General features: G+C 71.7%; 18 protein-coding genes. 7 read left to right on the forward strand and 11 right to left on the reverse strand.

The features are described from left to right. Nucleotides 1–30: 30 nt before the first annotated feature. From E1292_RS30905 to E1292_RS30920, 4 genes are read right to left on the reverse strand one after another with little or no spacing between them, the layout of a single operon-like run. The gene (locus tag E1292_RS30905) at nt 31–402 is read right to left on the reverse strand and encodes a VOC family protein (protein WP_132599282.1); all 372 of its coding nucleotides are present in this window, start codon (nt 400–402) and stop codon (nt 31–33) included. Further along, nucleotides 386–1,150: a methyltransferase domain-containing protein gene (locus E1292_RS30910; protein ID WP_132599284.1), complete on the reverse strand. Its 765-nt coding sequence runs from the start codon at nt 1,148–1,150 to the stop codon at nt 386–388. The genes E1292_RS30905 and E1292_RS30910 overlap by 17 nt, the downstream gene beginning before the upstream one ends. A gap of 46 nt (nt 1,151–1,196) precedes the next feature. Continuing rightward, nucleotides 1,197–1,652, reverse strand: a complete 456-nt coding sequence (locus tag E1292_RS30915; protein ID WP_132599286.1) for a Clp protease N-terminal domain-containing protein — start codon at nt 1,650–1,652, stop codon at nt 1,197–1,199. Between the two features lie 8 nt (nt 1,653–1,660). Further along, nucleotides 1,661–1,864 carry a helix-turn-helix domain-containing protein gene (locus tag E1292_RS30920; protein ID WP_165974823.1) on the reverse strand — a complete coding sequence of 68 codons (204 nt, stop codon included), beginning with the start codon at nt 1,862–1,864 and terminating at the stop codon, nt 1,661–1,663. Nucleotides 1,865–1,915: 51 nt separating this feature from the next. On the opposite strand from E1292_RS30920, the gene E1292_RS54175 reads away from it, so the two are divergent. After that, on the forward strand, nt 1,916–2,611 hold the full coding sequence (locus E1292_RS54175; RefSeq protein WP_132599288.1) for an FAD-dependent monooxygenase: 696 nt from the start codon (nt 1,916–1,918) through the stop codon (nt 2,609–2,611). Next, complete coding sequence (locus E1292_RS55100; RefSeq protein WP_281284068.1) at nt 2,533–3,342, forward strand: FAD-dependent monooxygenase; 810 nt, start codon at nt 2,533–2,535, stop codon at nt 3,340–3,342. The genes E1292_RS54175 and E1292_RS55100 overlap by 79 nt, the downstream gene beginning before the upstream one ends. A gap of 31 nt (nt 3,343–3,373) precedes the next feature. Here E1292_RS55100 and E1292_RS30935 read toward each other — a convergent pair whose 3' ends face one another. Together E1292_RS30935 and E1292_RS30940 are read right to left on the reverse strand one after the other, a co-directional pair. Next, nucleotides 3,374–4,021, reverse strand: coding sequence for a response regulator transcription factor (locus E1292_RS30935; RefSeq protein ID WP_132599292.1), 648 nt, complete (start codon nt 4,019–4,021; stop codon nt 3,374–3,376). After that, nucleotides 4,018–5,124: a sensor histidine kinase gene (locus tag E1292_RS30940; protein ID WP_132599294.1), complete on the reverse strand. Its 1,107-nt coding sequence runs from the start codon at nt 5,122–5,124 to the stop codon at nt 4,018–4,020. Before E1292_RS30940 ends, E1292_RS30935 begins: the two co-directional genes overlap by 4 nt. A gap of 95 nt (nt 5,125–5,219) precedes the next feature. Between E1292_RS30940 and ggt the strand changes: the two genes are divergently transcribed. Then, entirely contained in the window at nt 5,220–6,950 is a 1,731-nt protein-coding gene (gene ggt, locus E1292_RS30945; protein ID WP_132599296.1) for a gamma-glutamyltransferase, read from the forward strand. Here the strand turns inward: ggt and E1292_RS30950 are convergent. Next, nucleotides 6,940–8,388 carry a flavin-containing monooxygenase gene (locus E1292_RS30950; RefSeq protein ID WP_132599298.1) on the reverse strand — a complete coding sequence of 483 codons (1,449 nt, stop codon included), beginning with the start codon at nt 8,386–8,388 and terminating at the stop codon, nt 6,940–6,942. The two genes, ggt and E1292_RS30950, sit on opposite strands and share 11 nt — an antisense overlap. Before the next feature lie 136 nt (nt 8,389–8,524). Further along, nucleotides 8,525–8,698 (reverse strand): hypothetical protein, encoded by a 174-nt coding sequence (locus E1292_RS51475; RefSeq protein WP_165974824.1) that lies wholly within the window; start codon nt 8,696–8,698, stop codon nt 8,525–8,527. A gap of 128 nt (nt 8,699–8,826) precedes the next feature. Here E1292_RS51475 and E1292_RS30955 point away from each other — a divergent pair, with 128 nt between their 5' ends. Both E1292_RS30955 and E1292_RS30960 read left to right on the forward strand, forming a co-directional pair. After that, a complete protein-coding gene (locus tag E1292_RS30955) occupies nt 8,827–9,609 on the forward strand; it encodes an SURF1 family protein (RefSeq protein ID WP_165974825.1) in 783 nt (260 codons plus the stop codon). Nucleotides 9,610–9,612: 3 nt separating this feature from the next. Next, the gene (locus E1292_RS30960) at nt 9,613–9,924 is read left to right on the forward strand and encodes a DUF3817 domain-containing protein (RefSeq protein WP_132599300.1); all 312 of its coding nucleotides are present in this window, start codon (nt 9,613–9,615) and stop codon (nt 9,922–9,924) included. Between the two features lie 18 nt (nt 9,925–9,942). Here E1292_RS30960 and E1292_RS30965 read toward each other — a convergent pair whose 3' ends face one another. The 3 genes from E1292_RS30965 to E1292_RS30975 form a co-directional block, all read right to left on the reverse strand. Next, nucleotides 9,943–10,137 carry a tail-anchor membrane protein gene (locus E1292_RS30965; protein ID WP_132599302.1) on the reverse strand — a complete coding sequence of 65 codons (195 nt, stop codon included), beginning with the start codon at nt 10,135–10,137 and terminating at the stop codon, nt 9,943–9,945. A gap of 123 nt (nt 10,138–10,260) precedes the next feature. Then, nucleotides 10,261–11,328, reverse strand: a complete 1,068-nt coding sequence (locus E1292_RS30970) for a protein kinase domain-containing protein (protein ID WP_132599304.1) — start codon at nt 11,326–11,328, stop codon at nt 10,261–10,263. Nucleotides 11,329–11,367: 39 nt separating this feature from the next. Continuing rightward, a complete protein-coding gene (locus E1292_RS30975) occupies nt 11,368–12,222 on the reverse strand; it encodes an arylamine N-acetyltransferase family protein (protein WP_132599306.1) in 855 nt (284 codons plus the stop codon). A 72-nt stretch (nt 12,223–12,294) separates the two neighbouring features. Here E1292_RS30975 and E1292_RS30980 point away from each other — a divergent pair, with 72 nt between their 5' ends. Both E1292_RS30980 and E1292_RS54180 read left to right on the forward strand, forming a co-directional pair. Further along, nucleotides 12,295–12,978, forward strand: coding sequence for a response regulator transcription factor (locus tag E1292_RS30980; protein WP_220447143.1), 684 nt, complete (start codon nt 12,295–12,297; stop codon nt 12,976–12,978). Next, nucleotides 12,975–14,515: sensor histidine kinase (locus E1292_RS54180; protein ID WP_246090449.1), on the forward strand; the 1,541-nt coding region annotated here is incomplete at its 3' end. The genes E1292_RS30980 and E1292_RS54180, both read left to right, overlap by 4 nt.

Raw genomic sequence — 14,515 nt, forward strand, 5'->3', positions numbered from 1 at the left:
TGCGGCGCCTTCCGCGGTCCGCGAGCCGGGTCAGAACACGCAGAACTCGTTGCCCTCCGGGTCGGCCATGACCACCCAGTCGTCGCGGGTGGCCACCACCGTGGCGCCCAGCCCGGTGAGGCGGTCGATCTCGGCGTCGGGGTCGTCGGCGTCCAGGTCGAGGTGGAGCCGGTTCTTGACCACCTTGTGCTCCGGCACGTGCTGGAACCACAGCCGGGGTGGCCCGCCCTCGACCAGCACTGTCGGGTCGTCCTCCGGGTCGTCGACCCCGTTGGCGCGCAGCCGCGCGAGCTCGGCCTCGTCGTAGGGGGCCACCGCGTAGCCGTCGAGCGTCGCCGCCCAGAACCTCGCCAGGGAGGCCGGGTGCCGGCAGTCGACCACCACGTCACGCAGCTTGGCCATCGGGTTTCCTCGCTTCGATCAGGAACCTGGCGGAGTGGGCCACGAACGGCCCTTCGCTTTCGATCCGGTCGTGCAGCGCGCGCAACCTCTCCTGGTGGGCCTCGACCGAGAAGCCCGGCACGATCCAGATGACCTTGCGCAGGAAGTAGACGACCGCGCCGATGTCGCGGAACTCCATGCGCAACCGCTCGGACCGCAGATCGACCACCTCGAGCCCGGCGGCCTCGGCCTCCCGCCTGGCCTGCTCGACGCCGCGGGCCGAGCCGTCGAGCGGGCCGAGGAAGAATTCGGCGAGCTCGAACACGCTCCTGGGCCCGACCTGCTGGGAGAGGTAGGAGCCGCCGGGTCGCAGCACGCGCGCGATCTCCTCCCACCACGTCGTCACGGGGTGGCGGCTGGTCACCAGGTCGAAGACGCCGCTCACGAACGGCAGGCGCGGCCCGTCGTCGTCGGCCACCACCCGGGCGCCGCGCCGGCGCAGCCGGGAGGCGGCGAGCGCGAGGTTGGGCGGCCAGGACTCGGTGGCCACGGTCACCGGCGGCAGCGTGGGGACCCCGGCCAGGACCTCGCCGCCGCCTGTCTGGATGTCGAGCGCGGACCGGACCGTCGCCAGCCGCTCGCCGAGCAGCCGGGCATAGCCCCAGGACGGGCGCTCCTCGGTGGCCCGGCCGTCGAGCCAGGAGAAGTCCCAGCCGTCCACGGAGACGTCGGCCGCCTCCCGGATGAGGTCGTCGTACGTGCGCCGCATCCTCCGACCTTGTCAGGGGCCGTGCCCGTCGTTCAACCAGATTTCGTCACGTGAGGCGGCTGCGCACCGCCGCGCGGTCGATCCCGAGCTGGTCGATGACCTGCGCGGCGGGATCGGGATGCGCCTGCGCCAGCAGGCCGAGCGCCAGGTGCCGGGGCATCTGCGCCTCCCTCGTCTTCATCGTCGTGGCCTTGATGGCCTGGTTGAGCACGGCGCGGGCGCTGGAGGTGAGCGCGGTGTCGGGAATCCGCGGATGTTTGCGCGGCGACTTGGGCACGTCGCCGACCTCGAGGCCCAGCATGCGCAGGGCCGCCCGGTCGAGCTCGTCGAGCGCGGCGCGGGCGGCGGCGGTGTCGACGCCCAGTCCCCGCGCTGACTCGTCGTGGTGGAGGAGGCCGAGCAGCAGGTGCTCGGTGCCCATCCGGCGGTCGCCGCGGAGCCGGGCCTCCTCGAACGCGGCCTTGATGATCACTGTGACCGTGCTCTTCTGCCTGCCGAACATCGCCGGCCTCACTTCCCGTATTTGGCGTGCACCGACTGCCGCGACATGCCGAGCGCGTCGCCGATCTGCTCCCAGGTCCAGCCCTGCTCCCTGGCCAGCGCCACCGACGTCGCCTCGACCTGCTCGGCCAGCCGGTGCAGAGCGCCGACCGCCCGCAGGCCCATCGCCGGGTCTCCGGCCCTGATCCGCTCGGACAGCTCCGTAACATCCACGGTGTCAGGCTAGCTTGACAGCCCGAGAATTGTCAACCTAGCCTGACAGGCATGGAAGATGTGTTGATCGTGGGGGCCGGGCCCGTGGGGCTGATGCTCGCGTGCGAGCTGAGCCTGGCGGGAGCCCGCCCGATCGTGCTGGAGAAGAGGACCGAGCCGAGCGAGCTGCCCAGGGCCAACGGGCTCGGCGGCCAGATCGTCGACTTACTCGACCACCGGGGGCTGCTGGAACGTTTCAGCGCGGGCAGCCCGTTCGCGGGCCGGGCGCCGGGGTTCCCGTTCGGAGGGGTGCCGATGCGGTTCGACGGGCTCGACGACATCGCGCTGCGGCTGCTGCTGATCCAGCAGCCGCGGCTGGAGCGGCTGCTCGCCGAGCGGGCGCGGGAACTCGGGGTCGACATCAGGCGGGGGTGCGAGGTGCTGTCGCTCTCCCAGGACGAGGAAGGAGTGACGCTCGGCGTCTCCGGTGAAGGGATCGTCCGGGCGCGGTACGTGGTGGGCTGCGACGGCCCCCGGAGCCTCGTACGCGAGCGGGCCGGGATCGCCTTCCCCGGCACCACCGACGAGGAAGGGCTGATGATCGGCCATTTCAAGGCCGACATGAAGGTGTTCGAGTCCCTGGAGGGCGACGGCCTGGAGCCGGGCTGGACCGCGGGCCGCACGGCCGTGTGCTGCTCACCTCGCTCCACGACGGCGTGCTCGTCGCCGGCGTACGCGAGCGGGGCGGGCCCTCCGACGGGCCCGTGACGCTGGAGACCTTCCGCGCCGCCGTCCGCCGCGTGCTGGGCCGGGACGTGCCGCTCGGCGAGCCGATCTGGATGTCCTGCACGGCCGCGCAGGCCAGGCTGGCCGAGCGGTACCGGGCCGGCCGGGTGTTCCTGGCGGGGGACGCCGCCCACCTGTTCCCCGCGGGCGGGTCGGCGCTCAACGTCGGCATGACGGACGCGGCCAACCTCGGCTGGAAGCTGGCCGCCGCACTGCGCGGGCGGGCGCCCGCCCGGCTGCTCGACACGTACGAGGCCGAGCGGCGGCCGGTCGGTGAGCGCACGCTCCTGCAGACCCGCGCTCAGGCGGCGATCGACCGCGTGGAGGGCGAGGACGGAGCCGCGCTGCGCGAGCTGCTCGCCGAGGTGTTCGCGTTCGAGCAGCCGGCCCGCCACCTGGCCGGGCTGCTGCACGACGCCGGCGCTCGCTACGGGCCGGGGGAACATGCGCTGGTGGGCCGGTTCGTCCCCGACCTGGCCCTGGCGGACGGGCGCCGGGTTGCCGAGCTGATGCGGGCGGGCCGTCCCGTGCTCCTCGACCTGGGCGGTGGCGCGGGTGGGCTCGACGACGAGTGGATCGAGGTGGTGAGGGCGCGCTGCGACGACCCGCCCGCCGACGCGCTGCTGATCCGCCCAGACGGCTATGTGGCCTGGGCGGGTACGGCGGGCACAGCGGGCATGGCCGGAGCGGTGTCCACCTGGTTCACGTCCTAGGACGCTCCGGCCCGCGTCTCGGACGGACCCGTCAGGCCCAGCCGGGCTTCACCAGGCCCGACTCGTAGGCGATGACGACGAGCTGGGCGCGGTCGCGGGCGTGCAACTTCATCATGGCCCGGCTCACGTGCGTCTTGGCCGTGGCCGGCGACATGAACAGCTTGGCCGCGATCTCGTCGTTGGTCATGCCGGTGCCGACCAGGGCGAGCACCTCCCGCTCGCGCTCGGTGAGCTGGTCGAGCCCGTCGACGGCGATCGGGGCCTTGGCGCGGGTGGCGTATTCAGCGATCAGGCGGCGGGTCACGCTGGGCGACAGCAGCGCCTCGCCGGCCGCGACCACCCGGACGGCCTGGATCAGCTCGGCCGGCTCGGTGTCCTTGACCAGGAAGCCGCTGGCGCCGCCGCGCAGCGCCTCGAAGACGTACTCGTCCAGCTCGAACGTCGTCAGGATGATGATGTGCGGCCCCGGCGGCATCTGGCGGGTGGCGGTCAGCCCGTCGGTGCCCGGCATGCGGATGTCCATCAGCACGACGTCGGGCTGGTGCTCGCCCGCCAGCCGCACCGCCTCCGCGCCGTCGGTGGCCTCGGCCACCACGGTCATGTCGGGCTGGGCGTCGAGCAGCGCCTTGAAGCCCGCGCGTACCAGCGCCTGGTCGTCGGCCAGCAGCAACTTGATCATGGGGTCTCCTCAGGTAGGGGGAGCCGGGCCTCGACCTGGAAGCCGGCGCCCGACGGGCCTGCGACCAGCGTGCCGCCGAGGGCGGAGGCCCGCTCGCGCATGCCGGGGATGCCGTTGCCGCTGCCGGCCTCGGACAGGAGGGGAACGTCCGTCGCGCCCGTGTCGGCCACCGCGATGAGCAGCTCGTGCTCGGCGTACTCCAGGCGCACGGTGACGTCCGAGCCGGGGGCGTGCCGGGCGGCGTTGGTGAGCGACTCCTGCACGATCCGGTACGCGGCCCGCTCCACCTGCGACGGCAGCGGCCGGGAGCCGACGCGTTTGAGCGTCACCTTCACGCCGGAGCGCTGCACCAGCTCGTCGAGGCGGTCGAGCCCGGCGGTGGGGGCCCGGGGGGCGCCCTCGCGCAGGACGTTCAGCACCGAGCGCATCTCGCCGAGCACCTCCTTCGACGCCGTCTTGATGGTGGACAGGGCGGTCCTCGCCTGCTCGGGGTTGGCGTCGATGAGGTGCAGCGCGGTGGAGGCCTGGACGTGGATGAGGGAGATGTTGTGCGCGAGCACGTCGTGCAGCTCCTGCGCCATGGTCAGGCGCTCCTCGCTGGCCTGCCGCCTGGCCTCCTCCTCGGCCGTGCGCTCGCGTTCGGCCCGGCGTTCCCTGACGATCCTGACCAGCTCGGCCAGCACCATGAGCAACATGATGAAGGTCAGGATCCACACGCTGTGCAGCAGGTCGCGGTTGCCCATCAGCCAGGCGTAGGCGAGGAACGACACCAGCGTCGCCCCGGCCATGATCCAGGCCATCAGCCGCCTGCCCCGCGTGACCAGCAGGAACAGCAGGACGGCCGGGCTGATGAAGCTGGGGCCGTAGGCGTAGCCGCCGATCAGGAACAGGTCGTTGGCGGCCAGCGTGGCGGCGGTCGTGAGGAGCGGGAAACGCCGGTGCAGCAGGATCGCCAGCGGGCCGACCAGCAGCAGCCCGTAGGCATAGGGGTCGAGCGGCTCCCTGAAGAACCGCTGCCCATAGGACGCGCCCTTGGCGATCACGAACTGGGCGGCGGCCACGATCAGGGCGAGGTAGGGGTCGAATCCGTACTTCCTGCGCACGTCATACACGCTAGATCAACGCTTTGACCAGCGCATCATCCCTGTGTGTGAGGGGGCCCTACCACGACGGGCGTACCTGGGTCATCGTGGACACCATGCGCCGAGTGATCGTTCCCGCAGCAGCAGTCCTCGTCTCGCTCGTGCCGGCGGCGCCCGCGCCGGCACAGCCCCCGCAGAAGGTGCCGGTCGCGGAGGGGTACGGCGGCGCCGTGGCCACCGTCGACCTCGACGCCACCAAGGCCGCCGTCTCCGTGCTCAGGAAGGGCGGCAACGCCATGGACGCCGCCGTCGCCGCGGGCGCGGTGCTGGGCGTCACGGAGCCGTACTCGTCGGGCCTGGCCGGCGGCGGCTTCATGGTCTACTACGACGCCAGGAAGCGGAAGGTCTTCACGATCGACGGGCGCGAGACCGCGCCCAGGGCGATGACCGCGACCACGCTGGAGGGCATCCCGTTCGAGGAGGGAGTCACCAGCGGCCTGTCCGCCGGCGTGCCGGGCACGGTCGCGAACTGGGACCTCGCCCTGCGGAGGTTCGGGACGATGTCGCTCGGCAAGGCGCTGCGGCCCGCCATCGAGGTGGCGTCCAGGGGCTTCGTCGTCGACCAGACGTTCCACGACCAGACCGCCGCCAACGCCGGCCGCTTCAAGGACTTCACGTCCACCGCCGAGCTGTACCTTCCGAACGGCGCCCCGCCGCCCGTCGGCTCGATCTTCAGGAACCCGGAGCTCGCCGCCACGTACCGCGAACTGGCCAGGCGCGGCCCCCGCTGGTTGTACGGCGGGCAGCTCGGCAAGGAGATCGTGGCCACCGTCAAGCGCCCGCCGGTCACCCCCGGCAGCACCCGCAACGTCCGGCCCGGCCTGATGGAGCTGTCCGACCTGCGCGCCTACCGGGCGCTGCTGCGCGAGCCCACCAAGGTCTCCTACAGGGGCATGGACGTGTACGGCATGGCCCCGCCGTCCTCCGGCGGCTCCACGGTCGGGGAGGCGCTCAACATCCTGGAGGCCCTGCCCGAGGTCGGCCTGCACGAATACCTGGAGGCGTCCAGGCTGGCCTTCGCCGACCGCGGCGCGTACGTCGGCGACATCCCCGGCGTGCCGCTCGACCAGCTGCTGTCCGACGGCTTCGCCAAGGAGCGGGCCTGCCAGATCGGCGACACGGCGATGGCGCACCCGGCCGCTCCCGGCAGCCCTGACGGCTCGTACGAGCCGTGCCCTGAGCCGGCGGGCAGCGCCGCGCCGGTCGCGACGGAGGGCCCCGAAACCACCCATCTGGTCGTCGCGGACCGCTGGGGCAACGTGGTGGCCTACAACCTGACCATCGAGTCCACCGGCGGCAACGGCATTGTCGTGCCGGGGCGGGGTGTGCTGCTCAACAACGAGCTGACCGACTTCACGTTCGGCCCGGCGCCCGGCGACCCGAACCTGCCGGGCCCCGGCAAGCGGCCGCGCTCGTCGATGGCGCCGACGCTGGTGTTCGACCACGGCAGGCCGGTGCTGGCGGCGGGCTCGCCGGGCGGCTCGACCATCATCACGACCGTGCTGCAGATCCTGGTCAACCGGTACGAGTTCGGCATGAGCCTGCCGGACGCGCTGGCCGCGCCGCGCGCCACCCAGCGCAACACCGAGCAGACGCAGGCCGAGCAGGCGTTCCTGGCGGAGCATCGGGCCGAGCTGGAGGCCAAGGGGCACAGCTTCGCGCTCAACCCGGAGATCGGCGCCGCCACGGCGCTGGAGTTCCTCGGCAGGGGCCGCGTCCAGGCGGTGGCCGAGCCGGGCCGCCGGGGCGGCGGCAGCGCGATGGTCGTGCGGCCGGCTAGAAGATGAGCTGGTAAGCGCCGGGTTTCACCTTCCGCGTACGAGCCCAGTACTCGAAAGTGAAGCCCGGCCAGATCGTCCTGTTCACTCCGTGCTCGTCCAGGTACCAGGACCGGCAGCCGCCCGCGTTCCACACGAGCGGGTCGAGCCGCTCGCGCAACCTCCGGTCGAACGCCCGCTGCGCCTCCGGCCTGACGTCGAGGGCTCTGGCCCGGGTCCTGGACAGCAGGCGCAGGCAACCGATCACGTAGCGGACCTGCGACTCGATCATGAAGGCGACCGAGTTGTGCCCGAGGCCGGTGTTGGGGCCGAGCAGGAAGAACAGGTTGGGGAAGCCGGAGGTGGTGATGCCGTAGTAGGTCTGGATGCCGTGCTGCCAGGCTTCCTGGATCTTCACGCCGGCCCGGCCGACGATGTGCTGCTCGGCGAGCGAGTCCAGCACCCGGAAGCCGGTGCCGTAGATGATCGCGTCGGCGGGGTGCTCGTGGCCGGCGGCGTCCACGATCGAGTGCCGCCTGATCTCCGTGATCTCGTCGGTGACCAGCTTGACGTCGTCCCTCATCAGGGCCGGGTAGTAGTCGCTGGAGATCAGGATGCGCTTGCAGCCGATGAGGTAGTCGGGGGTGAGCCTGCGGCGCAGGTCGGGGTCGGGAACCTGGGCGGCCAGGTGCCTGAGCGCCAGCTTCTCGTGCGCCTTCATCAGGCGCGGGTCGACGGCGAATCCGAGCGCGCGCGACTCCAGGGCCCAGTAGAGGGCGGTGCGCAGCGTCCTGGCCACGCCGGGCAGGCGCAGCACGTCGCGCGCGCGGGGCGGGATCGCGAAGTCGGGTTTGGGGTGCAGCCAGGGCGCGGTGCGCTGGAAGACGGTGAGCTCGCGGGTGATGGGGGCGATCTGGGGGACGAACTGCACGGCGGAGGCGCCGGTGCCGATGACGGCGACCCGTTTGCCGGTCAGGTCGACGGAACGGTCCCAGGCTGCGGAGTGCATGGCCGGTCCGGCGAACGACTCGCGTCCCGGAATTTCGGGGTATTTGGGGATGTGCAGGGCGCCGATCGCGGAGACCACGGCGTTCGCGCGCAGCGTGCCGCCGTCGTCCGTGGTGACCGTCCAGTCGCGGCGGGCGTCGTCGTACTCGAGGGCGGTGACGTGCTTGCCGTACCGGATGTGGGGGGTCACGCCGTACCTGTCCGCGCATGACCGCAGATAGTCGTGGATCTCCCGCTGCGGCGCGAACATTCGCGACCAGTCCGGATTGAGGTCGAACGAGTAGGAGTACATGTGCGACGGCACGTCGCACGCGCATCCGGGATAGGCGTTGTCGCGCCAGGTGCCGCCGAGGTCGCCGGCCTTCTCCAGGATGACGAAGTCGTGGTGGCCGGCTTCTTTGAGCTTGATGGCCATGCAGACGCCGGCGAGGCCGGCGCCGACGATCACTATCCCAGCCATGTGACCTCCGCGGCGCGCCTATTGGACGGTAGGTCTAATGTACGGAGCGGCCGCCGATCGGGTCCAGGGTGAAACCCGTCACAGGAACGACGAAAACCCGCCACGGCCTCCGCGGCGGGTCATCCTTGCCGGATGCCTACTGGAGCAGGAGGAAGGCGACGACGCCGACGATCACGACCGCGGCGACGACGGCGATGATGGGAACGATGGGCGACTTCTTCGGCGGGACCGAGGCTTCCTGCTCGCGCCGCTGTGCGAACGCGCGGAACTGCTGGGTGTTGCCCGCCGGGTCGATATGCTGGTCAGACATGAGCAGCAGCTTAGCGTGAGCGCCTGTGACATTTGCGGAGTTTGGCGGGATCTGTAGGGGTGAAGCACGCCCTGCCCCACGGGCGGCCTGATTAGGGGACCACCCCACCCGGCGGATAGTTTTGAAGCATGCTGAGGACCCTGCTCTCCCCACGCATGCTGGGGCTGCACCTGCTGACCATCGGGGTCCTCATCGCGTTCATCCTGCTCGGCCGCTGGCAGCTCGGCGTCTTCCAGGACTCGGGGAAACCGCGCGCCTCCACCGATCCCGCGCCTGTCGCGGTCACCACGCTCGCCCGGGTCAGCCCTCAGCTGAACGGTGAGGCCGTCGGCCGCAGGGTCACGGCGGAGGGCGTCTATGACGCCGGCCGCCAGCTCCTGGTGGCCGACCGGCGGCCCGACGTCGACGCCCCCGGCGGCAACGTCTCCCGCGGCCACGGCTACTGGGTGCTCACGCCGCTCCGGCTCGACGACGGCACGCTGATGCCGGTGGTGCGCGGCTGGGTGAAGACGCCGGGCGACCCCGCGGTGGCGGCCGTGCCGGAGGGCCGGATCGCGCTGTCGGGGAGGTTGCGCCCGCAGCAGGGCACCGACAGCGTGCAGCGCCGCGGCGAGGGGCTGCCGGCCGGTCAAGTGCAGACGGTGTCCACGGGCGAACTGATCAACCTGTGGACGGGGCAGAAGGTGCGCGCCGGCTATGTCGTGGCGCAGCCGCCGTCGGGCTCGCTGGCGCAGGTCAAGGTCGATCCGCCCGTGGTCGGCGGCACGCTCACCTGGCGTAACCTCGCTTACGCCGCCAACTGGTGGATCTTTGCCGGATTCGCCGTTTTCATGTGGTTCCACTTCGTACGCGACGCCGTACGAGCGGATCGGGAACGTGGCAAGTCCCCTGAGATGGCTCTGGAAGGTTAAATCGTGGAATCGGCTCTGAAGCCCTTCCGGGTGCTGGCATACGTGGTCGGCGTCATGCTGCTGGTGTTGTGCGTCGGCATGGTGCTGCGCTACGGCTTCGACGAGGCGGCCATGTCGAAGATCATCGCCCCCATCCACGGCGGGCTCTACATGATCTATCTCGTCACCGTCATGAACCTGGGCATGAAGGCACGCTGGACGTGGCCGTACATGCTCGGGGTCATGCTGGGCGGCACGGTGCCGTTCTTGTCGTTCTACGTCGAGCGCAGGGTGACCCAGCGGGTGCAGGCGGCACTGACCGCGGCGGAGGCCTGAGGCCTCCGCCGGGCGGGCTCAGCGGCCGATGCCGCGCTTGCGCGCCCTCTTGAGGCGCTCGCGCTGCGACGGGTCGAGCATCAGGTAACCGATCACCGGAGCGGCGACCACGCCGAGGACAACCAGCAGGGTGACCAGGCCGGTGCCAAAGATCATCAGCGACAGCAGGACGGCGGCGCCTGCGCCGATGGCGTACTTCTGGACTGGCGACATCCTCAACATCCTCCGAACGCGGAGCGTGCGCCCCGCCTCTTCCACATTGTGCGTCGCCTGTCCAACGAGTGGGGGCGCCGTCGTTGTTCCGCTCGCGATGTATCGCAATCGTTGCCCACGCTTTCAGCCCCGTTGAGCCATGATCGCTTGCAGCTCCGAGCGGAGCTCGTCGGGGGTCGGACGGTCCTGCGGATGCCCCGCCAGCAGCCGTAACAGGACAGGAGCCAGCGTGCCCGCCCGCGTCAGCCGCGCGCCAGGAGCGGGAGGAAAGCCCTCGACCGCGGTGAAGAGCGTCGCGCCCAGCGACCACAGATCGGCCTCCTGGCTCTGGGCGCCCTCGGGGGCGGTGTAGGCGGGGAGCGTGCCCGCTCGCAGCAGCGGCAGGAGCCGCGCCCGCCCGCTGTCGTCGATCATGACGTTGCCCGGCTGCACCCCGCCGTGGAACTCGCCGACGGCCAGCAGGCGGTCGAGCAGGGCCAGCCCGAGCGCGGCCGCGCCCGCGGGCGGCAGCGGGCCCGAGGCGGCGATGACCGCGTCGAGCGGGCGGTCCACGGCCAGCCGGTCGAGCGTCTCGCGCACCACGTCCATCGGCGGCGCCCCCGCCGGGTGCAACATCGCCCTGACCAGGGACCTGAGCGGGTCGGCGCCCTCCGCGGGCATCTGGCCCGGCGGCCTGCCCTCGATCGCGAAGTGCAGCGTGGCGGCCATCGACCACAGGTCGGCGGACGGCAGCATGCTGAGGCTGGGAAAGCCGAACCCCGTGAGCACCGCCCGCCCCGTCGTGGTGAGCAGCACGTTTCCGGGATCGACCCGCCCGTGCACGATGCCCGCCTCGTGCGCGGTGGCCAGCGCCGACAGGACGCAGACCCCGACCCTCGCCGCCTGCGGGACGGGCAGCGGCCGGCGCGAGCGCACGGCCTGCTCCAGCGAGGCGCCCGAGACGAACTCCATCACCAGCCACGGCGTGCGGTCCTCGATCACGACGTCCAGCACCTGCACGATCGAGGCGTGCCGCAGCGTGGTGGCCCGGCGCGCCTCGTGCAGCGCGGCGTCGCGCAGCTCCGCGGGGACGCGCAGCCGCCTGACCGCGACGTCACGATGGTGCACCTCGTCGAAGGCCAGGAGGACGGACCCTGCGCCCAGGGGGTTGAGCAGCCGGTAGCGGCCGGCCAGCTTGCTGGTCTCACCCATCTCTAGGTGCACGATAGCGCCCGTGCGCACGCGTGGCCATCATGCGGGTTCGCCTGCCAGCCAGGCCCTGTGGGCGTCGTCGATCTTGCGCCAGAGCTTCTCCTTCTCCTGGGCGCTCACGTCGTCGAGTGGCAGCGCGAACACGTCCGCCAGGGCCGCGAAATAGTCGCGGGCCGTGTCCAGGGTGATCGTGTGCGCGACGGCCCCCACGCGGCGCAGCTCGAGCCCGCGCAGGAGGTCGACGCCGGAGCCGTCGCGTCGTTGGACGACAGCGACCCGGACGAACCCGGACGTCGGGGACGTCGTCAAATGGTCATGCATGCTGACGAAGGCCGACATGTCCGTGGGTACCGGATCAAAGTCCATACCTTCGAACGAACAACTCGGATCGTGGTCGAACCGCCACCCGCCGGGCGCGACCTCCGAGGGGCGCAACCCGTACGTGAAAGGGCCCTGCCGGTAGGAGCCGGCGACCAGCGGGATCGGCTCGTGCGGGCCGTCGCCGAGCCCGACGTCGGCCAGCCACTCGCCGCCCGGATTGCCGTCAGCCGGCAGGCCGCGCACGGTGAGCACCAGGTGGTTGCCGGTGACGCCGGGCTCGGCGCCGCGAATCTGGACGCCGCCGACATGCCGGGTCACGTCGTAGCCGAGCGCCCCGATCAGCTCGGAGAACGCGCCGTTGAGGTGGTAGCAGTAGCCGCCGCGGCCGCGGATGACGCGCTCGGCCGACTCGACGGGATCGACGGTGGTGGGGCGGCCCAGCCAAATCTCCAGGACCTCGTACGGGACCCGTTCGACGTGCGCGACGTGCAGCGCCCGCAGGTTATCGGCGCTGACGGGAGCGCCGAGCAGGCCGGGCAGGCCGAGGCGGCGCAGATATGCGGCGGTGTTCACCCGCCCAGTCTGCACCGGATGTGCACAACTTCAGCAGTGTCGTCTGCACAGGGCGCTTCTAGGCTTCCGTACGTGGCAGAGCAGCGGCGCATCCTCGTGGTCGAGGACGATGTGACGATCGCTTTGGCCGTCAGGAACAGGCTGGCGGCCGAGGGATTCGACGTCAGGGTGGCGGGCGACGGGCAGGACGCCCTCGTCCAGTACGGCAGGGCCGAACCCGATCTGGTGATCCTCGACCGGCTGCTGCCCGGTCTCGACGGATTAGAGGTGTGCCGCCGGATGCAGGCGGCCAGGCCGGTGCCTGTGCTCATGCTGACCGCGCTCGGCGACGAGACCGACGTGCTCGTCGGGCTCGGCGTCGGGGCCGACGACTACCTGGCCAAGCCGTTCAGCATGCGCGAGCTGGTCGCGAGGATCCACGCGCTGCTGCGCAGGGTCGAACGGGCCTCCCAGCTCGCCGTCGAGGACACCGTGATCAGGGTCGGCGAGGTCGAGATCGACACCGCGGCCCGCAGGGTGTTCGTACGCGGGGCGGAGGCGCAGCTCACCAGGACGGAGTTCGACCTGCTGCGGCGCCTGGCCGAGCGGCCAGGACAGGTCTTCGAGCGCGACCGCCTGCTGTCCGACGTGTGGGGCTTCTCCGAAGCCGCCGCGACCAGGACCGTCGACAGCCACGTACGGGCGCTGCGCCGCAAGCTCGGCTCCGACGTGGTGCGCACCGTCCACGGAGTCGGCTACGCGCTGGTGCGGCAATGAGGCCGCTCGACTTCCTCGGCCGGATCAAGGTCAAGCTCGGCATCGTGATCGTGCTGGCCGTGGGCACGGCGTTCGTGGTGAACGAGGTCGGCATCGCCTCCGGCCTGGCCGGCGAGGTGCGCATCGCGGTCGCCGTCGTCCTGGCGTTGATCATGGTGCAGGTGCTGGCCATGGGCATGACCAAGCCGCTGCGCCAGATGGCCAGCGCCGCCCAGACGATCGCCAAGGGCAGCTACACGCTGCGCGTCAGCGCCACCTCGCGCGACGAGGTGGGGGAGCTGGCCAGGGCGTTCAACGCGATGGCGGCCGACCTCGGCGAGGTCGACCGGCAGCGGCGCGAGCTCGTCGCGAACGTCAGCCACGAGCTCCGCACCCCCATCACCGGGCTCCGCGCCATCCTCGAGAACGTCGTGGACGGCGTCTCCGCACCCGACCCCGTCACCATGTCGACAGCGCTCGCCCAGACAGAGCGGCTCGGACGGCTCGTCGCCCAGCTGCTCGACCTGTCGCGGCTGGACTCAGGGGTACGCCTCATCGAACCCGAGCCCGTCGAGCTGGCGCGGCTCGTCGAGCAGGCGGTCCGCGAGGCGTCGCTGGCCCGCGACGACGTCACCATCCGGTCTGTGGTCCCGGGCCGGCTGGGGGTGCGCGCCGACCCCGACCTGCTCGCCCAGGTCCTGTCCAACCTCCTCGACAACGCCGTACGCCACAGCCCGCCGGGCGGCGTGGTCACCGTCAGCGGCGCCGAAGAGGGCGACGGCGTACGGCTCGCCGTCACCGACCCGGGGCCCGGCATCCCGGCGGCGGCCAGGGAACGCGTCTTCGAACGCTTCTCCCGGCTGGACGCGGGACGCACCGCCGACGCGGGGGGCGCGGGACTGGGGCTGGCCATCGTGAAGGAGATCGTCGAGCTGCACGGGGGTTCCATCCGCATCGACGACCGCCCGGGGTGCCGGATGGTCGTCGAATTACCAGGGAGGACGACGATGGCGGACACGCCATTGGAACACGAACAGAGCACGGGGGACGAACGGCCGCAGGCCGCGCCGTCCGATGAGAGGCAGGCGCAGGAAAGGGCTGTCGCCGATCCGGGCGCGCAACCCGCGTCGGGGCCTGAAGCCGCTCCCGCATCGGCGGGCGCTTCGACGCCCGGGGTCGTTGCCGCGTCAAGGAGTGCTTCGACGCCTGGGATCGCTGCCGCGCAGGGAGCCGTTCCTGCATCGGGGGCCGTTCCGGCGATTGCCGCGGGACGGCGGACCGACGTTGTGGAGGGCGCCGTCGAAACGGCGGACGACGGAGGGGCACAGCCGGGATCGCAGGGGACCCAGGCCGCTCCCGCCGGTGCCGGTGCCGCGATGAGCGTCGCGGCCGGTACCGCGTCTGCCGGGGACAGCGGGGAGCCGGTGTCTGCCGAAGGCGCCACGGCATGGTCCGTACCGGACGGCCGTGGTGACGGGGCCGCTCCGGTTGCCGAGGCCGCGTCGGCAGGTCGCGGGGACGGTTCGCCGGTGGGGGCCGCGTCGGCTGGTCGTGTGGG

It is taken from the genome of Nonomuraea deserti, from assembly GCF_004348685.1.
Lineage (GTDB): Bacteria > Actinomycetota > Actinomycetes > Streptosporangiales > Streptosporangiaceae > Nonomuraea > Nonomuraea deserti.

What these genes read in the sequence shown, in the direction of transcription:
- E1292_RS30905 (WP_132599282.1), bottom strand. Translation starts at nt 402, where the DNA reads ATGGCCAAGCTGCGTGACGTGGTGGTCGACTGCCGGCACCCGGCCTCC.
- E1292_RS30910 (WP_132599284.1), bottom strand. Translation starts at nt 1,150, where the DNA reads ATGCGGCGCACGTACGACGACCTCATCCGGGAGGCGGCCGACGTCTCC.
- E1292_RS30915 (WP_132599286.1), bottom strand. Translation starts at nt 1,652, where the DNA reads ATGTTCGGCAGGCAGAAGAGCACGGTCACAGTGATCATCAAGGCCGCG.
- E1292_RS54175 (WP_132599288.1), top strand. Translation starts at nt 1,916, where the DNA reads ATGGAAGATGTGTTGATCGTGGGGGCCGGGCCCGTGGGGCTGATGCTC.
- E1292_RS30935 (WP_132599292.1), bottom strand. Translation starts at nt 4,021, where the DNA reads ATGATCAAGTTGCTGCTGGCCGACGACCAGGCGCTGGTACGCGCGGGC.
- ggt (WP_132599296.1), top strand. Translation starts at nt 5,220, where the DNA reads ATGCGCCGAGTGATCGTTCCCGCAGCAGCAGTCCTCGTCTCGCTCGTG.
- E1292_RS30950 (WP_132599298.1), bottom strand. Translation starts at nt 8,388, where the DNA reads ATGGCTGGGATAGTGATCGTCGGCGCCGGCCTCGCCGGCGTCTGCATG.
- E1292_RS51475 (WP_165974824.1), bottom strand. Translation starts at nt 8,698, where the DNA reads ATGTCTGACCAGCATATCGACCCGGCGGGCAACACCCAGCAGTTCCGC.
- E1292_RS30955 (WP_165974825.1), top strand. Translation starts at nt 8,827, where the DNA reads ATGCTGAGGACCCTGCTCTCCCCACGCATGCTGGGGCTGCACCTGCTG.
- E1292_RS30965 (WP_132599302.1), bottom strand. Translation starts at nt 10,137, where the DNA reads ATGTCGCCAGTCCAGAAGTACGCCATCGGCGCAGGCGCCGCCGTCCTG.
- E1292_RS30970 (WP_132599304.1), bottom strand. Translation starts at nt 11,328, where the DNA reads ATGGGTGAGACCAGCAAGCTGGCCGGCCGCTACCGGCTGCTCAACCCC.